Below are 17775 nucleotides of genomic sequence, written 5' to 3'. Positions count from 1 at the left end.
CTCAACGTGACGCGCATCAGCTGCGGAGGACGGCCATGACTTCCGTCCTCGTCTGCGACGACTCCCCGCTTGCCCGAGAGGCGCTCCGCCGCGCGGTCGCGACCGTGCCCGGCGTCGAGCGCGTGACGACGGCCGCCAACGGCGAGGAAGTCCTCCGCCGCTGGGGTGCCGACCGCTCGGACCTGATTCTGATGGACGTGCGCATGCCCGGCCTGGGCGGCGTCGAGACCGTCCGGCGGCTGCTGTCCGCCGACCCCGGCGCGCGCATCATCATGCTCACCGTCGCCGAGGACCTGGACGGCGTGGCCCTCGCGGTCGCCGCCGGTGCCCGCGGCTACCTGCACAAGGACGCCTCGCGCGCCGAGCTGCGCGCCACGGTCACGCAGGCCCTCGCCGACCCGACCTGGCGGCTCGCACCGCGGCGGCTGCGCTCGGCCGAGATGGGCGCCGCGCCCACCCTCACCGCGCGTGAGATCCAGGTGCTGGAGGGCATGAGCCACGGCCGCTCCAACGCGGAGATCGGCCGCGAGCTGTTCCTCTCCGAGGACACCGTCAAGACCCACGCCCGGCGGCTCTTCAAGAAGCTCGGCGCCTCGGACCGGGCACACGCGGTGGCGCTCGGTTTCCGGTGGGGCCTGGTCCGCTAAGGCCGTGCGACGGAGTCCGAGAGGGCCCGTCGGGGGAGCGGCGATCCCCGCTTATCGCGAGGTGAGCGGGGGTGACAAGGCGACCCGCCGGGTGCCCGCTGCTCGTTTCGGCGCGGATGACGCATCCTTGAGGTGTGGAGTTCCTCGGGGACGAGTCGGTCGAGCGGAAGGGGAGGGCGCAGGGGATGAGTGCCGGCGCACCTGCTCATAACGCTTCGGTGCACAACAACGGGCACGAAGCCACGGATCGGACGGCCGCAAGGCACCATGGACCGATGCGTGACGACGAGGCGGCCCCTGATCAAGGGACGGTCGGCGGGCTCGTGCACCGCGCCGTCGACGGGGACGAGCAGGCCACGCACGACCTGCTCGCCCATGTCCACCCCTTGGCGCTGCGCTACTGCCGCACGCGGCTGTCCCGCCTGCCCGGCGACGCCCGGCACTTCGTCGAGGACCTCGCCCAGGAGGTCTGCGTCGCGGTGCTGCTTGCCCTGCCCCGCTACAAGGACACCGGTCGCCCCTTCGAGGCGTTCGTCTTCGCCATCGCCGCCCACAAGGTCGCCGACCTCCAGCGCGCCGCGATGCGGCACCCGGGCTCGACGGCCGTCCCGTCCGACGAGATGCCCGAACGCCCCGACGACTCCCTCGGCCCCGAGGAGCGCGCGCTGCTCAACAGCGACGCCGCCTGGGCCAAGAAACTGCTGGCCAACCTGCCGGAGAACCAGCGCGAGCTGCTCCTGCTCCGCATCGCGGTGGGGCTCACGGCCGAGGAGACGGGCCAGATGTTGGGAATGTCACCCGGCGCCGTCCGGGTCGCCCAGCACCGGGCGCTGAGCCGACTGCGGGCCCTGGCGGAGCAGTAGCGCCGGGGATGAACGGGCGGCGCGTTCTGGTCGTAGGAAGATATGAACGCCGGTGGGATGCTTGATCGTGGAATGAGACACCTCCGCTTCCCGTTAGCATGGACATCCGCACCGAGCAAGGCCATTGGGGAAGGTGTCATGACTGCCAACGTCGACGGAGTGCCCGACAAATTCGCGACACTCGGGCTGACCTACGACGACGTGCTGCTGCTGCCGGGTGCATCCGAGGTGCTCCCCAACGCGGTCGACACCTCGTCCCGCATCTCCCGCAACGTCCGGGTGAACATCCCGCTGCTCTCGGCGGCGATGGACAAGGTGACCGAGTCCCGCATGGCCATCGCCATGGCCCGGCAGGGCGGCGTCGGCGTGCTCCACCGCAACCTGTCGGTCGAGGACCAGGTCAACCAGGTCGACCTGGTCAAGCGCTCCGAGTCCGGCATGGTGACCGACCCGATCACGGTCCACCCCGAGGCCACGCTGGCCGAGGCCGACGCCCTGTGCGCCAAGTTCCGCATCAGCGGCGTCCCGGTCACCGACCCGGCCGGCAAGCTGCTCGGCATCGTCACCAACCGCGACATGGCCTTCGAGTCCGACCGCACCCGCGAGGTGCGCGAGGTCATGACGCCGATGCCGCTGGTCACCGGCAAGGTCGGCATCTCCGGCGTGGACGCCATGGAGCTGCTGCGCCGCCACAAGATCGAGAAGCTTCCGCTGGTCGACGACGCCGGTGTCCTCAAGGGCCTGATCACGGTCAAGGACTTCGTCAAGGCCGAGCAGTACCCCCACGCCGCCAAGGACGCGGAGGGCCGGCTGCTGGTCGGCGCCGCCGTCGGCGCCAGCCCCGAAGCCCTGGAGCGCGCCCAGGCCCTGGCCGCGGCCGGCGTGGACTTCCTGGTCGTCGACACCTCGCACGGCCACAACAGCAACGCCCTGAGCTGGATGGCGAAGATCAAGTCCAGCGTCGGCGTGGACGTGATCGGCGGCAACGTCGCCACCCGCGACGGCGCCCAGGCCCTGATCGACGCGGGCGTCGACGGCATCAAGGTCGGTGTCGGCCCCGGCTCCATCTGCACCACCCGCGTCGTCGCCGGCATCGGCGTCCCGCAGGTCACCGCCATCTACGAGGCGTCCCTGGCGGCCCGCGCCGCGGGCGTCCCGCTGATCGGTGACGGCGGCCTGCAGTACTCGGGCGACATCGGCAAGGCGCTGGCCGCCGGCGCCGACACGGTGATGCTGGGCAGCCTCCTCGCGGGCTGCGAGGAGTCGCCGGGCGAGCTGCAGTTCATCAACGGCAAGCAGTTCAAGTCGTACCGCGGCATGGGCTCGCTGGGCGCCATGCAGTCCCGCGGCCAGGGCAGGTCGTTCTCGAAGGACCGGTACTTCCAGGCCGAGGTCGCCTCCGACGACAAGCTCGTGCCCGAGGGCATCGAGGGCCAGGTGCCCTACCGCGGCCCGCTGGCCAACGTGCTGCACCAGCTCGTCGGCGGCCTGCGCCAGACCATGGGGTACGTGGGCGCCGCCACCATCGAGGAGATGGAGTCGAAGGGCCGCTTCGTGCGGATCACCTCCGCGGGCCTCAAGGAGAGCCACCCGCACGACATCCAGATGACGGTCGAGGCACCGAACTACAGCCGCAGCAAGTAAGCGGCAGCCTTCCGAGGGCGGTCCCGGACCATCCGGGGCCGCCCTCTGCGGTGCCCCGCCGTGCCCGTCGGGGATACTGGAAGGCGCTGCAACGCATCAGGGAAAGGCCACAGACGTGACTGAGATCGAGATCGGGCGCGGCAAGCGCGGCCGCCGGGCGTACGCCTTCGACGACATCGCCGTCGTCCCCAGCCGCCGTACGCGGGACCCGAAGGAGGTCTCGATCGCCTGGCAGATCGACGCCTACCGCTTCGAGCTGCCGTTCCTGGCCGCTCCCATGGACTCGGTCGTCTCCCCGGCCACCGCCATCCGCATCGGCGAGCTCGGCGGCCTCGGCGTCCTCAACCTGGAAGGGCTCTGGACCCGGCACGAGGACCCGCAGCCGCTGCTCGACGAGATCGCCGGCCTCGACCCGGAGACCGCGACCCGCCGCCTCCAGGAGATCTACGCCGCTCCGATCAAGGAGGAGCTGATCGGGCAGCGCATCAAGGAGGTGCGCGACTCCGGTGTCGTCACCGCCGCCGCGCTCTCCCCGCAGCGCACCGCCCAGTTCTCCAAGGCCGTCGTGGACGCGGGCGTCGACATCTTCGTCATCCGCGGCACCACCGTCTCGGCGGAGCACGTCTCCGGTTCGCACGAGCCGCTGAACCTGAAGCAGTTCATCTACGAGCTGGACGTCCCGGTGATCGTCGGCGGCTGCGCCACCTACACCGCCGCCCTGCACCTGATGCGCACCGGCGCGGCGGGCGTCCTCGTCGGCTTCGGCGGCGGCGCCGCCCACACCACGCGCAACGTGCTGGGCATCCAGGTCCCCATGGCGACGGCGGTCGCCGACGTGGCCGCCGCACGCCGCGACTACATGGACGAGTCCGGCGGCCGGTACGTGCACGTCATCGCCGACGGCGGCGTCGGCTGGTCCGGCGACCTGCCCAAGGCCATCGCCTGCGGCGCCGACTCCGTGATGATGGGCTCCCCGCTGGCCCGCGCCACCGACGCGCCGGGCAAGGGCAACCACTGGGGCATGGAGGCCGTCAACGAGGAGCTGCCCCGCGGCAAGAAGGTCGACCTCGGCACGGTCGGCACCATCGAGGAGATCCTCACCGGCCCGTCCCACACCCCCGACGGCTCGATGAACTTCTTCGGCGCCCTGCGCCGCGCGATGGCCACCACCGGCTACAGCGAGCTGAAGGAGTTCCAGCGCGTCGAGGTGACGGTGGCGGACTCGCAGCACCGGCGGTAGTCACCCGTACGCAGTACCGAGGGGGCCCGGAGCAATCGCTCCGGGCCCCCTCGGCGTGTGTCCGGGCCCCTCGGCGCGTCCGGGCGCCGGTCAGAGCCGGTGCGCCGCCCCCGTGGGCGTCGCCCCCCGCGTGTCCAACAGAAGCTGGGCCTTCACCGACAGGCCCTGGAGGTCGTACGTCCGGTGCTGCTGGAGGAGGATCGTCAGGTCGGCGTCGGCGGCGGCCTCGTAGAGGGAGTCGGCGCGGGGGACGGGGCGGTCGGCGACGTTCCAGGACGGGATGTGCGGGTCGTGGTAGCTGACGGCGGCGCCCATCGACATCAGGCGGGTCGCGATCTCCTCGGCCGGGGCGGCCTGCTGGTCGGCGAGGTCGGCCTTGTAGGTGACGCCGAGGAGGAGGACGCGGGCGCCGCGCGCGGACTTGCCGTGCTCGTTGAGGAGGGCGGCGGCGCGCTGGACGACGTAGCGGGGCATCTGGCCGTTGACCTGCTGGGCCAGTTCCACCATGCGCAGGCTGTGCGGGGCCCGGCCGGTCAGGTCCTGGGGGACGGAGTGGCCGCCGACGCCGGGGCCGGGGCGGAAGGCGTGGAAACCGAACGGCTTGGTCTCCGCGCAGCGCAGCACGTCCCACAGGTCGACGCCGAGGTCGTCGCAGAGGACGGCCATCTCGTTGACGAGGGCGATGTTGACGTGCCGGAAGTTGGTCTCCAGGAGCTGCACCGTCTCCGCCTCGCGCGGGCCGCGCGCGCGGACCACCTTGTCGGTGAGGCGGCCGTAGAAGGTGGCGGCGGACTCGGTGCAGGCGGGGGTGAGGCCGCCGATGACCTTCGGGGTGTTGGCCGGGGTGTGCTCGCGGTTGCCGGGGTCGACGCGGCTGGGGGAGTAGGCGAGGTGGAAGTCGCGGCCGGCGCGCAGTCCGGAGCCCTGCTCCAGGAGCGGCCGCAGGAAGTCCTCCGTCGTCCCCGGCCGCACCGGCGACTCCAGGATGACCGTGGTGTGCGGGCGCATGTGCGCGGCGAGGGTGCGGGCGGCGGCCTCCACCTGGGTGAGGTCCAGGCCGCCGTCCGGGGAGGGCGGGGTGGGCGCGCAGATGACGGCGGTGCGGACCCGGCCCAGCTCGGCCGGTGTGGCGGGAGTGCGGAAGCCCGTCGCGAGCATCCGGCGGACCTCGGCGGGCGTGAGCGGGTCGGCCTCGGGGCCGGTGCGGTAGCCGAGGGTGGGGATGCCTGCGGTGACGGCGGCCTGGGCCAGGGGCAGGCCGTACGGGCCGAGTCCGATGACGGCGAGGTCTGCGGGCATGGCGTAAGCCGTCCTTCCCAGTAGCCGAAGCGGGACAGGTGCGCAAGCCCGGTGGACAGGATGGGCGAGCACAACGTCAGACTAGGAGTAAATATGACCGATTTGCGGGATTGGTCGGCCTGGTTTCGGTGAGTGTCGACGGGGACCCGCGGGGAGGTTGTCCACAGGCTGGGGCCACGCGACGGCCGATGTCGGGCGAGCGGGTCAGAATCTGGGCATGGTGGGTACCAGGAACCGGGCCTCGCCCGACGGGTGTGTTCACCCGGCGGGCGCGGCCGACGCGACCGACAGCGGGAGGCAGCAGTGAGGACAGCGACCCTGGGGCCGGCGCAGCGCGCCGAGTCGCTCGCGGCCATGGCCGAGCGCGAGCTGGACGTACTGGTGGTGGGCGCGGGCGTGGTCGGCGCGGGCACCGCCCTCGACGCGGTGACGCGCGGCCTGTCCACCGGCCTGGTCGAGGCCCGGGACTGGGCGTCGGGCACCTCCAGCCGCTCCAGCAAGCTGATCCACGGCGGCCTGCGCTACCTGGAGATGCTCGACTTCGCCCTCGTACGGGAGGCGCTGAAGGAGCGCGGGCTGCTGCTGGAGCGGCTCGCACCGCACCTCGTGAAGCCCGTGCCGTTCCTGTACCCGTTGCAGCACAAGGGCTGGGAGCGGCTCTACGCCGGCTCGGGCGTCGCCCTCTACGACGCGATGTCCATGGCCCGCGGACACGGCCGGGGCCTGCCGACGCACCGCCACCTGAGCCGCCGTCACGCCCTGCGCGTGGCACCCGCCTTGAAGAAGGACGCGCTGGTCGGCGCGCTCCAGTACTACGACGCCCAGATGGACGACGCCCGGTTCGTGACGACCCTGGTGCGCACCGCGGCGGCGTACGGCGCCCAGGTCGCCAACCGCGCGCGCGTCACCTCCTTCGTCCGCGAGGGCGAGCGCGTGGTCGGCGCGCGCGTGCAGGACGTCGAGGCGGGCGGCGAGTACGAGATCCGCGCCAAGCAGGTCGTCAACGCGACCGGGGTGTGGACCGACGACACCCAGTCGATGGTGGGCGAGCGCGGCCAGTTCCACGTCCGGGCCTCCAAGGGCATCCACCTGGTCGTCCCCAAGGACCGCATCCACTCCACCACCGGGCTCATCCTGCGCACCGAGAGGTCCGTGCTGTTCGTCATCCCCTGGGGACGGCACTGGATCATCGGCACCACCGACACCGACTGGGACCTCGACAAGGCGCACCCGGCCGCGTCCAGCGCGGACATCGACTACCTCCTGGAGCACGTCAACTCGGTGCTCCACGTGCCGCTCACGCGCGACGACGTCGAGGGCGTCTACGCCGGACTCCGCCCACTGCTGGCCGGCGAGTCCGACGCCACCAGCAAGCTCTCGCGCGAGCACACCGTCGCGCACCCGGTGCCCGGCCTGGTCGTCGTGGCCGGCGGCAAGTACACGACGTACCGGGTGATGGCCAAGGACGCCGTCGACGAGACGGTGCACGGGCTCGACATGCGGGTCGCCGACTGCGTCACCGAGGACACGCCGCTGCTCGGCGCCGAGGGGTACCGGGCCATGTGGAACGCGCGGGCCCGGATCGCCGCGCGCATCGGACTGCACGTCGTCCGCGTCGAGCACCTGCTGAACCGGTACGGCGCCCTGACGGAGGAGGTGCTGGAGCTGATCGCCGCCGACCCCTCCCTCGGCGAACCGCTGCACGCCGCCGACGACTACCTGCGCGCCGAGGTCGTCTACGCCGCCTCGCACGAGTGCGCGCGCCACCTGGACGACGTACTGACCCGGCGCACCCGCATCTCCATCGAGACCTTCGACCGGGGCACCCGCAGCGCCCGCGAGGCCGCCGAGCTGATGGCGCCGGTGCTCGGCTGGGACAAGGACCAGGTCGAACGGGAGGTCCAGCACTACGAGAAGCGGGTCGAGGCCGAGCGGGAGTCGCAGCGCCAGCCCGACGACCTGACGGCCGACGCGGCCCGGCTGGGCGCCCCCGACATCGTGCCGAGGTAGGGGCCGCCGGGGCGGGTGTGACGCAGGGTCACCCCGCCGTGCTCCCCGCCCGCTCGCCCGGTCGGCGCCAGGGGCACCCTGGGCGTCGAGCACTTGTCGGGTGAGGGACAATGAAGGCTCTGTCAGGGCGGGTTGCATGAGGGGACGCATGTCGGAGGCGGAGCGGGCGGGGACACCCCGTACGGACAAGAGCGCACGTCTCCTCGCCGGGCGGTACCGGCTGGGAGACGTGCTCGGCCGCGGCGGCATGGGGACGGTGTGGCGGGCGGAGGACGAGACCCTCGGACGCACCGTCGCCGTCAAGGAGCTGCGGTTCCCGGGGAACATCGACGAGGAGGAGAAGCGGCGCCTGATCACGCGCACCCTGCGTGAGGCCAAGGCGATCGCGCGGATCCGCAACAACAGCGCCGTCACGGTCTACGACGTCGTCGAGGAGGACGACCGCCCGTGGATCGTGATGGAACTCGTCGAGGGCAAGTCGCTCGCCGAGGCCATCCGTGAGGACGGCCTGCTGGAGCCGAGGCGCGCCGCCGAGGTGGGTCTCGCCATCCTCGACGTGCTGCGCTCGGCGCACCGCGAGGGCATCCTGCACCGCGACGTGAAGCCGTCCAACGTGCTGATCGCCGAGGACGGCCGGGTCGTGCTCACCGACTTCGGCATCGCCCAGGTCGAGGGCGACCCGTCCATCACCTCCACCGGCATGCTCGTCGGCGCCCCCTCCTACATCTCCCCGGAGCGCGCCCGCGGCCACAAGCCCGGCCCGGCCGCCGACCTGTGGTCGCTCGGCGGACTGCTGTACGCGGCGGTCGAGGGCGCCCCGCCCTACGACAAGGGCTCCGCCATCGCCACGCTCACCGCGGTGATGACGGAGAACCTGGAGGAGCCGAAGAACGCCGGCCCGCTGCGGGACGTCATCTACGGGCTGCTCAACAAGGACCCCGCGCAGCGGCTCGACGACGCGGGCGCCCGCGCGCTGCTCAACAAGGTCATCCACGCCCCCGACCCGGCGGACGAGCCGGCCGACGCCACCAAGGTCGTGCCGCTGCCCGCCCAGCCGGACGAGCGGTCCCGCAGGGGCGGCTCCCAGGGCGCCGGGGGCAAGCGCGGCGAGGAGGCCGGGGAGCGGCTGCGCGGCGCGCTGCGTTCCGTGCGCAAGGCCGCCGCCGGGGCGGGTGCGGCCGGTGCCGCGGCCGCCTCCCGCGCCAAGCAGGGCGGTGCCGGCCGGGACGCCTCGGGTGCCGCCGGTCCGGCCACCGCGTCGGGCGCCACCGGTTCGGCCACCGCGTCGGCGTCCGCCGGGACGGCCGCGAGCACGTCGGCGCGGGCCGGTGGGCCGGGCGCCGGGGTCCGTGGCGGGTCGGGTGCCGGTGCGGGCTCGGTTTCCGGTACGGGATCGGGTGCCGGTACGGCTGCGGCGTCCGGTGCTCACCCGCGTGCCGGCGCTGGTGCCGGTTCCGGTTCCGGTTCCGGGGCGGCGAACGCGCCCGCCGGCACCCGCAGCTCCGGCTGGCCCGTCGTGCCGCCCCCGGACCTGCCGCCCCGGCCCGCGCCCCGGGCGCCGCTCACCGACGTGGTGCCGCGCCGGACGCTGGTCGTCATCGCGGTGGTCGTGGCGCTCGCCGTGCTCGGCACCGTACTGGCCCTCACGCTCGGCGGCGACGACGACAAGGGCGCCCAGGGCGGAAACGGCGACAAGCCCGTCGCCACCGCGGGCGCGAGCGGCGACACCCGGCAGGACGACGAGGGCGGGGCCCGCACCGACGGCTCCGCGTCGGAGGAGGCGACGGACGGTGGCTCGGCGGGCGCGCCGGACTCCGGCGCGAGCGCGTCCGGCGACACCGGGGCGGACGGCGCCGGTCCGGGCGACGAGGGCAAGGCCGACGATGAGGGCGCGGCGGCCACCCACCAGGGCGCCCAGGGTTACTCCATCGGGCTGCCCGAGGGCTGGAAGTACCAGGCCAAGGGCTCGGCGGGGGATCGTTTCACCGGCCCGAACGGGCAGAAGCTGCTCGTCGCCTGGACGTCCACGCCCAAGGACGACCCGGTCGCCGACTGGAAGAACCAGGAGCGGTACATGGTCCGCTCCCAGTACGAGAAGATCCGCATAGAGAAGGTGGGCTACCGCGGCTGGAACGCGGCCGACTGGGAGTTCACCTACACGGACGACGGCACGAAGTACCGCACCGTGGACCGGGGTTTCGTCGTCAACGACCACCAGGGCTACGCGCTGATGTACACCGCGAAGGCCGACGACTGGGACAGCGACCTGCGCCGCAACACCTGGCGGACGCTGACGAAGTCCTTCGAACCCAAGTCCTGAACCGGGCGGTCCGGGTTTGAACGGTCCGATATCTGGCATCCCCTCTTTGCGGGTTGCCTCCGGCACGTATCGTGAGTGCTTGCGGACCGTACGCAGCCGGAACGGCCCGCCGGGCGAACGGAATTGACCGACGGGCTGCCGGGGGTGGCGACGTGGACGACTATGCGGGACGGGTGCTCGCCGACCGCTACCGCCTGCCGCTGCCGCCGTCCGACGAGTACGAACTCACCGAGACCCGGGCTTTCGACACCTACAGCGGACAGGAAGTCCTGGTCAGGCAGGTGCCGTTGCCCGAGGTCGTCGAGGCCGAGGTGCTCGACGCGGACGGCCTGCCCGACGGGTTCACGGCCCGCGACGGCGGCTTCCGGCACACCGGCGGCCGGTCGGCGGCCGCGCGCGGCGGTTCCCGCAAGCCCGCGGACCCGGTGGTACGCCGGGCCGTCGAGGCGGCGCAGGCCGCGGCGGCCGTACCCGACCACCCGCGCCTCGACCAGGTCTTCGACGTGTTCGCCGAGGGCGGTTCCCTGTGGATCGTCAGCGAGCTGGTGGCCGCGAGGCCGCTGGCCGCCCTGCTCGCCGAGCAGTCGCTGACGCCCTACCGGGCGGCCGAGGTGGCCTCCGACATCCTTCTGGCGCTGCGGGTGCTGCACACGTACGGCTGGGTGCACCGCAACATCACCGCGCGCACCGTGCTCGTCTGCGACGACGGGCGCGTGATGCTGACCGGCCTGGCGGTCGGGGCGGCGGAGGAGGCGCTGTGCGGGTACGACCCGGTGCCGGCCCCCGACGACGAGGAGGGCGGCGGCGCCGCCGTCGCTCCTGACGGGACCTTCGGGCGGGGCGGTGGGGGCGCGGAGACCGGGGCGCGGGGTGCCGGGGGCGGCGGTGGCGGAGGCCGGGGTGCCGGTTCCGGTGGTGCCGGGGCTGCCGTATCCGGCGGTTTCGTGCCCGGTGTCGGTCCGGAGGGTGCGCGGTCCGGGATCTCCGGGCCCGGCGGCAGCGATCCCGAGGCCGCCCGGCGGGCCGCCATCGAGGCCCGGGACGTGGGCGGGCTGCCCGTCCCCCAGGGCCCCGGGGGCACCGCCTCAGGGATCGCCCCCGCGCCGCTGGAGACCAGCGGGGACGTCCGCGCCGCGCGCGCCGGAGCCATCGCCGCCTACCGCGCCGGCGCCCGTGCCGCCGCCCGCGTCCAGGAGGGGAGGAACGGCCGCGCGGCCCTGCCCGGCGCCCGCCCGGCCCCCGACGACGGCCCCGGCGGCCCTCCCCACGCCGTCGGCACCGGCACCGGCACGGAATCCGGCACCGAGCGGGGATGGCCCGCGTACGCGCCGGACCGGCCCCCGCACCTTGTCGACCACGACGCGGAGCCCGGCGCCCACACCCCCGGCCCTCACCTTGCCGTCCCCCGGCCCGCCGACGCGGCCGGACAGGACGCCCCGCCCACCGCCCCGCCGGGACAGATCGCCGACCCCTACGGCGTACGCACGACGGCCTCCTGGCACGGCGCCACCCCCCGCGCCACCGGCGAACCGCCCGCCGCCGCCCCGGCGGCCGGGCCCGCCCTGCCCGCCGCCCCGCAGCAGGAGGCGGTGCCCACCGTGCCCACCGGGCACGGTCAATGGGACGCCCCGGCCGCCCACACCCCCGCCCCGCGCGGCCCGGCCACCGCGCTCGCCGCCGAACGGGCCCGGCAGACCCGGATGGCCGTGGTCGGACCGGTGACCGAGCGCTGGGCCCCGGAGCAGGCCGGGCCCGTGCACGAGAACTGGCAGCTGGCCGCGCCCATCGGCCCCGCCACCGACCTGTGGGCCCTGGGCGCCCTGCTCTTCCGTGCCGTACAGGGGCACGCGCCGTACCCGGAGGAGTCCACCGCCGAACTGGTGCAGATCGTCTGCGCGGAGCCGCCGGCGTTCGCCGAGGAGTGCGGGCCGCTGCGTCCGGTCGTGGAGTCGCTGCTGCGTCAGGACCCCACCGAGCGCCTCGACTTCGAAGATCTGCGCGGCTGGCTGCGCTCCCTCGTCAGGTCGGCGCCCGAGCCGGAGGCCGGCCTGCACGTCGTCTCCGCCCCGCCCGCCGAGACCAGCCGCCTGCCCATCGTGCGCCGCCGGGGCGAACTGGTGCGCAAGCGGCGCGCCGGCCTGCCCGCACACCACGGACGGCACAAACGCGACCGGCGGGAGAAGGCCCGCTCCCCGCGCAGCCTCGGCCGCACCCTGCTCCTGCTGATACTGCTCGCCCTGGCCGGAGCGATCGCGTACGCCATGTTCTTCATGCCCAAGAGCGGCACGGACGGCGCCGGTGATCGCACGGGCGCCGCCGGAGAGGCGAGCCAGGCGCCGCCGGAGCGGTCCCCGGACGGCGGCACCGAGCCCCGCCCGGAGCAGACGTCACCGGAGAACGACCCCGCCCCCTCCCGGTCGGCGTCCGGTGCCACCGAGACGCAGGGCGACACCCCCGCCTCAGCCGACGGGTTCACCCTGCGCGAGGACGACGAGGGCTTCCGCGTCGCCGTCGCCGAGAACTGGGAGCGCACGCCCCGCAACGGCAGCGGGCAGGTCGTCTACAGCAAGGGCGACTTCGAGCTGATCGTCGTACCGGGCCGGGACCGCGCCGCCGAGTACGGCGACGACCCGATGGCCTACCAGCGCGACTCCGAGCCGGAGTTGGCGTCGTACCGCGCCTCCAGCTGGGCCACCTCCAGCGGACTGAAGACCATCGAGGTCGGCGGACGGACCATGGCCGAGGGTCAGTTCACCTGGACCGGCGCGGACGGCGAGCTGTACGTGCGCAACCTCGCGATGCTCGTCGACGGGCGCTACCACGTGGTCCAGGTCCGCGGCCCGGTGTCGGAGCGGGACGAGGTGAGCCGGCTGTTCGAACAGGCGTCGGCCACCTACCAGTACACCGGCTGACCGCCCAGAGACCGCGTCCGGCACGGTGGTTGATCCGCACCGCGGAAAGCGACAACCGTCACAGAGCGGTTTCCATACCACCCCACCCGTTCCCCGCGGGGTGAGCGGTCCTTAGTCTGACCTTGACCAGATCATTGCGGGGCAACGTGAATCAGATGCAGGGCCGGCTCGTCGCGGGCCGTTACCGGCTCAGCGACGCCATCGGCAGCGGCGGCATGGGCCGGGTGTGGCGCGCACACGACGAGGTACTGCACCGGGTCGTCGCCATCAAGGAGCTGACCGCCGCGCTCTACGTCTCCGAGAGCGACCAGGCGATACTGCTGGCGCGCACCCGGGGAGAGGCGCGGGCGGCCGCGCGGATCAACCACTCGGCCGTCGTCACCGTGCACGACGTACTCGAACACGACGGCCGGCCGTGGATCGTGATGGAGCTGGTCGAGGGCCGCTCACTGGCCGACGCGGTCAAGGAGGAGGAGCGGGTCGAGCCGCGGGAGGCGGCCCGGATCGGGCTGTGGGTCCTGCGGGCCCTGCGCGCCGCGCACACCGCGGGCGTGCTGCACCGCGACGTCAAGCCCGGCAACGTGCTGCTCGGCGAGGACGGCCGCGTACTGCTCACCGACTTCGGCATCGCCCAGATAGAGGGCGACTCCACCATCACCCGGACCGGAGAGGTCGTCGGCTCCGTCGACTACCTGGCCCCCGAGCGCGTCCGCGGCCACGACCCCGGCCCCGCCTCCGACCTGTGGGCACTGGGCGCGACCCTGTACACGGCGGTGGAGGGCAGATCGCCGTTCCGTCGCACGTCACCGCTCAGCACCATGCAGGCGGTCGTCGAGGAGGAGGCCACCGAGCCCCGGTACGCCGGTCCGCTCGCGCCCGTCATCGACGCCCTGCTGCGCAAGGACCCGGCCACGCGCCCCGACGCGACCGAGGCGGAGCAGATGCTCGCGGAGGCGGCGGAGGGGCGGCGGCCGAAGTCCGCCCAGGCGTACGTGCCGACGCGGTACGCGGGCCCGTCCCGGCAGGACGGCACGGTCCACCCGGGGGCCGCGGGGCCCACGGGTGGGGCGACTGCGACGCCGTACCGGACGGCCACCGGCCCGACGGCGGTCGGTCCGACACCCGTGGGCCCCGCCGCGACCGGCCCCGCGCCGGCCGGCCACACGGCGGCGGGACACCCGTACGGACACCCGTACCCGCCGGCGGCCGCCACCGCGCCACGCCCCCGTCGCCGCCTGCGTACGTTCGCCCTGGTCGTCGCCGTGGCCGCGCTGATCGGCGCGGGTACCGCCGTGGTGCTGCAACAGCGGGACGACGCGGGCTCGTCGGCCGGCCCGGACACCGCCCGCTCGCCCTCCGCCTCCCCGTCCGCCACGGAGGGCAAGGGTCCCGGAGGCTCCGTTCCGGCCGACTGGGTGCGCCGCGACGACCCGCTGGGTTTCAGCCTGTCCCTGCCCGAGGACTGGCAGCGCACGGACTTCGGCGGCGACAGCGGCGAACTCCGGCAGATCGACTACACCCCCGACGGCGGCGAACACGTCCTGCGCATATCCGTCGACCGCGCTCCCGACTACAACGACCCGTACGCGCACCAGCTGGACCTGGAGGTGCAGCTCCAGCGGCTGGTCGACTACCGGCGCGTCGTCCTGGAACGGACCGGCTACCGCGACCGCGACAGCGCCCGCTGGGAGTACACCTGGACCGCGCTGGCGAAGGACACCCCCTTCCCCGGGCCGCGCCGCGCGGTGTCGCAGACGTACATGTCCCGGGACGGCGTCGAGTACGCCCTCAACATGTCGGGCCCCGCCGACGACTGGGAGACCACACGGGAGCGGTTCCGCACGGTGCTGCAGAGCTGGCAGGAGAAGACCAGGACCACCTGACCGCCCACGCACCGTGCGACGGGCGGACGGTGGCCGGAAGTCGTCGCAACGGCGTTCGTACGTCAGTCGGTTGTCGGCCACCCTGGTGACGGCGGCCCGGAGCCGATGCGTCCGGTGGGGCATGATGGGGCGCATGGTGACCGAGGGGGCGGGCGGGCGTGTCATCGCGGGCCGTTACCGGCTCCACGAGCGGCTCGGCCGCGGCGGCATGGGCATCGTGTGGCGGGCCACCGACCAGCTGCTCGGCCGCGAGGTGGCCGTGAAGGCGCTCCCCCTCGACGAGACGCTCTCCGCGGCCGAGGCCCGGCGGCGCCGCGAGCGCACCCTGCGCGAGGCCCGCGCGGTCGCCCAGCTCAGCCATCCGCACGTCATCGTCGTGCACGACGTCGTCGAGGACGACGAACGCGCGTACATGGTCATGGAACTGGTCGACGGCGGTTCGCTCGCCGACCGGGTGATCGGCCGGGGCCCGGTCGACGCCGCCGAGGCCGCCCGTATCGGCATCGCCCTGCTCGGCGCCCTGCACACCGCGCACTCGGCCGGCATCCTGCACCGGGACGTGAAGCCGTCCAACGTGCTGGTGTCCGAGGACGGCCGGGTCGTGCTCACCGACTTCGGCGTCGCCCAGGTCGCCGGTGCCACCACGCTCACCGAGACCGGCTCCTTCGTCGGTTCCCCCGAGTACACCGCCCCGGAGCGGATGTCGGGCGCCGGGACGGGCCCGGAGTCCGACCTGTGGTCGGTGGGCGTGCTGCTGTGCGCGGTCCTCAGCGGCGCCTCGCCCTTCCACCGGGACTCCCTGGGCGGTGTCCTGCACGCCGTGGTCACCGAGGAGATCCGGCCGCCCGCCGAGGCCGGGCCGCTCCTCCCGGTCGTCCGGGGCCTGCTGGAACGCGATCCCCGGCGGCGTCTGGACGCGGCGGAGGCGGAGCGGATGCTGCGCGCCTTCCTGGCCACGGGCCGTGCTCACCGCCGTGCTGCTGGTGGTCGCGGCGGCCGGCGCGGGCGTCACGGCGGCGGCCCTGCTCGCCGACGGGGACGGCGGCGACGGGGGTGGCGCGCCGACGCGTTCGCCGTCCGCCACCTCGACGACGGAGCCCGCGTCCCCGTCCTCCTCCGGGGCCTCCGCAACACCCTCAAACGGGAGATAAACGGCAGCCGTGCGTCACGGCTCTGTGACCGCCGCGCACGGGTGGTGGATGCGGGCACATCCGGCGCGATATGCATGGACCCATGAGCAGCAACGGGGGGCCGCACAACGGGCCGGACGAGCCCACGAGTTTCGGCCTGCAACCACCGAACCCGCCCGTGGCCGTGCCCCACCCCGGCAATCCGTACGCGGCGCCCACCCAGGTCGTGCCGCCGCCGCCCCGTTCCGCGGGCGCGCCGGAGCCGGGCGCCGGGCGTCTCATCGCCGACCGCTACCGGCTGATCGCCAGACTCGGGCACGGCGGCATGGGCACGGTGTGGCGGGCCAAGGACGAGACCGTGGACCGCGAGGTCGCCGTCAAGGAGCCCCGCGTCCCCGACCATCTTCCCGAACGCGAACGGGCCAACGCCTTCGAGCGAATGCGTCGCGAGGCCCGTGCCGCCGCCCGGCTCGACCATCCCGCAGTCGTCGGCGTGCACGACGTGGCGGTGGTGGACGACCAGCCGTGGATCGTGATGGAGCTGGTGCGGGGCCGCTCGCTGGGCGACGCGTTGCAGGAGGGCACGCTCGGCGCCCGCGAGGCGGCCCGGATCGGCCTGGAGGTGCTCGGCGCGCTGGAGGCCGCGCACGCGGCCGGCGTCCTGCACCGGGACGTGAAGCCGGACAACGTCCTGCTCGGCCGGCACGACCGGGTCGTCCTCACCGACTTCGGCATCGCCCGGATCGAGGGCGAGACCAACCTGACCGACACCGGCGGATTCGTCGGCTCGCCCGAGTACATCGCACCGGAGCGGGTGCTGGGCCGGCGCCCCGGCCCGGCGAGCGACCTGTGGTCGCTGGGCGTGGTGCTGTACGCGGCGACGGAGGGCGTCTCGCCGTTCCGCCGCAGCAACACCCCCGCCACGCTCCAGTCCGTGCTCAACGCCGCGCCCGCGCCGCCCGCCGCCGCGCAGGGACCGCTCGCCGAACTCATCACCGGCCTGCTGGACAAGGACCCGGCACGCCGCCCGGACACCGCCCGCACCCGCGCCCTGCTGGAGGCCGCCGCGAACCCGCCCGAGCCCGCACCCACCCGCGTGGTCCGGGGCGACGGGGCGGACGGCCCGGGCGGTCATGGCGGTCCGGGCGGCCCGGGCGGTCATGGCAGTCCGGGCGGATCGTCCGGCGCCGGGTCCAAGTGGGGCGTGCGGCTGGGCCGCAACGCGTGGATCACCCTGGGCGCGGCGGTCGTCGCGGCGGCCATGGCGTCGTACCTGGTGATCGCGGATCCCTTCGCGGGGCCGCTGCCCAAGGGGTGGAAGACGCACGAACTCGGCGCGCGGACCGGCGTCAGCGTCGGCCTGCCGACGGCGTTCGTGAAGCAGGAGCACGCCGACGACTGGGACGGCACCAACGAGACGTTCGCCGACCCGAGCGGCGCGGTGACCGTCTACGTCGACCGTGACATCAAGGCCGACGACGAGGACGGGAAGATCCCGGACACCGCGGCGGCGCAGGCGTGGGCGGACTGGGACGTGCTCAAGGACGGCGAGTACTCCTGGAACTTCGCCGACGAGCCCGCACCCAGGGGCGAGCCGAGCGAGACCGAGTACCGGGGCGAGAAGGCCGCCGAGAACGTCATCGCGTACACGACGACGGACTCACAGGACCCGCGGGAGCGCGAGTTCCACATCCTGTACTACCGCGCCGCGAACGGCGACATGTACCGGCTGTGGATCGACTACCCCCGCAAGGGCTACTTCGCCGACGAGGGACGCGAGATCGCCCGGACGGTGATCGCCAACTGGGAGGTCGCGGAGCCCTGACG

General features: G+C 73.9%; 11 protein-coding genes. 10 read left to right on the top strand and 1 reads right to left on the bottom strand.

Going from position 1 to position 17775, the window contains the following annotated elements:
* The first annotated feature begins 35 nt into the window (after positions 1 to 35).
* The 4 genes from KUM03_RS02995 to KUM03_RS02980 all read left to right on the top strand — a co-directional run bounded on the left by KUM03_RS02995 (position 36) and on the right by KUM03_RS02980 (position 4394).
* On the top strand, positions 36 to 647 hold the full coding sequence (locus KUM03_RS02995) for a response regulator transcription factor (protein WP_003948568.1): 612 nt from the start codon (positions 36 to 38) through the stop codon (positions 645 to 647).
* A gap of 275 nt (positions 648 to 922) precedes the next feature.
* Entirely contained in the window at positions 923 to 1510 is a 588-nt protein-coding gene (locus KUM03_RS02990; protein ID WP_019329587.1) for a sigma-70 family RNA polymerase sigma factor, read from the top strand.
* Positions 1511 to 1648: 138 nt separating this feature from the next.
* Positions 1649 to 3154 (top strand): IMP dehydrogenase, encoded by a 1506-nt coding sequence (gene guaB, locus KUM03_RS02985; protein WP_217245436.1) that lies wholly within the window; start codon positions 1649 to 1651, stop codon positions 3152 to 3154.
* Positions 3155 to 3269: 115 nt separating this feature from the next.
* The gene (locus KUM03_RS02980) at positions 3270 to 4394 is read left to right on the top strand and encodes a GuaB3 family IMP dehydrogenase-related protein (protein ID WP_073724972.1); all 1125 of its coding nucleotides are present in this window, start codon (positions 3270 to 3272) and stop codon (positions 4392 to 4394) included.
* A gap of 90 nt (positions 4395 to 4484) precedes the next feature.
* On the opposite strand, the gene KUM03_RS02975 is transcribed toward KUM03_RS02980, so the two are convergent.
* Positions 4485 to 5693 (bottom strand): nucleotide sugar dehydrogenase, encoded by a 1209-nt coding sequence (locus tag KUM03_RS02975; protein ID WP_217245435.1) that lies wholly within the window; start codon positions 5691 to 5693, stop codon positions 4485 to 4487.
* Positions 5694 to 5996: 303 nt separating this feature from the next.
* Between KUM03_RS02975 and KUM03_RS02970 the strand changes: the two genes are divergently transcribed.
* From KUM03_RS02970 to KUM03_RS02945, 6 genes are all read left to right on the top strand, one after another.
* Entirely contained in the window at positions 5997 to 7703 is a 1707-nt protein-coding gene (locus tag KUM03_RS02970) for a glycerol-3-phosphate dehydrogenase/oxidase (RefSeq protein ID WP_217245434.1), read from the top strand.
* A gap of 148 nt (positions 7704 to 7851) precedes the next feature.
* A complete protein-coding gene (locus tag KUM03_RS02965; protein ID WP_217245433.1) occupies positions 7852 to 10023 on the top strand; it encodes a serine/threonine-protein kinase in 2172 nt (723 codons plus the stop codon).
* Between the two features lie 152 nt (positions 10024 to 10175).
* Entirely contained in the window at positions 10176 to 12935 is a 2760-nt protein-coding gene (locus KUM03_RS02960; RefSeq protein ID WP_217245432.1) for a protein kinase, read from the top strand.
* A 155-nt stretch (positions 12936 to 13090) separates the two neighbouring features.
* Positions 13091 to 14818: a serine/threonine-protein kinase gene (locus KUM03_RS02955; protein ID WP_217245726.1), complete on the top strand. Its 1728-nt coding sequence runs from the start codon at positions 13091 to 13093 to the stop codon at positions 14816 to 14818.
* 133 nt (positions 14819 to 14951) lie between these two features.
* Entirely contained in the window at positions 14952 to 16055 is a 1104-nt protein-coding gene (locus KUM03_RS02950; RefSeq protein WP_374225250.1) for a serine/threonine-protein kinase, read from the top strand.
* Complete coding sequence (locus tag KUM03_RS02945; protein WP_217245431.1) at positions 16052 to 17773, top strand: serine/threonine-protein kinase; 1722 nt, start codon at positions 16052 to 16054, stop codon at positions 17771 to 17773. Before KUM03_RS02950 ends, KUM03_RS02945 begins: the two co-directional genes overlap by 4 nt.
* Positions 17774 to 17775: the final 2 nt, after the last annotated feature.

Origin of the sequence: Streptomyces sp. AC602_WCS936 (assembly GCF_019049125.1) — a bacterium.
Taxonomy (GTDB): domain Bacteria; phylum Actinomycetota; class Actinomycetes; order Streptomycetales; family Streptomycetaceae; genus Streptomyces.
This window is presented reverse-complemented; position numbering and strand designations above follow the sequence as displayed.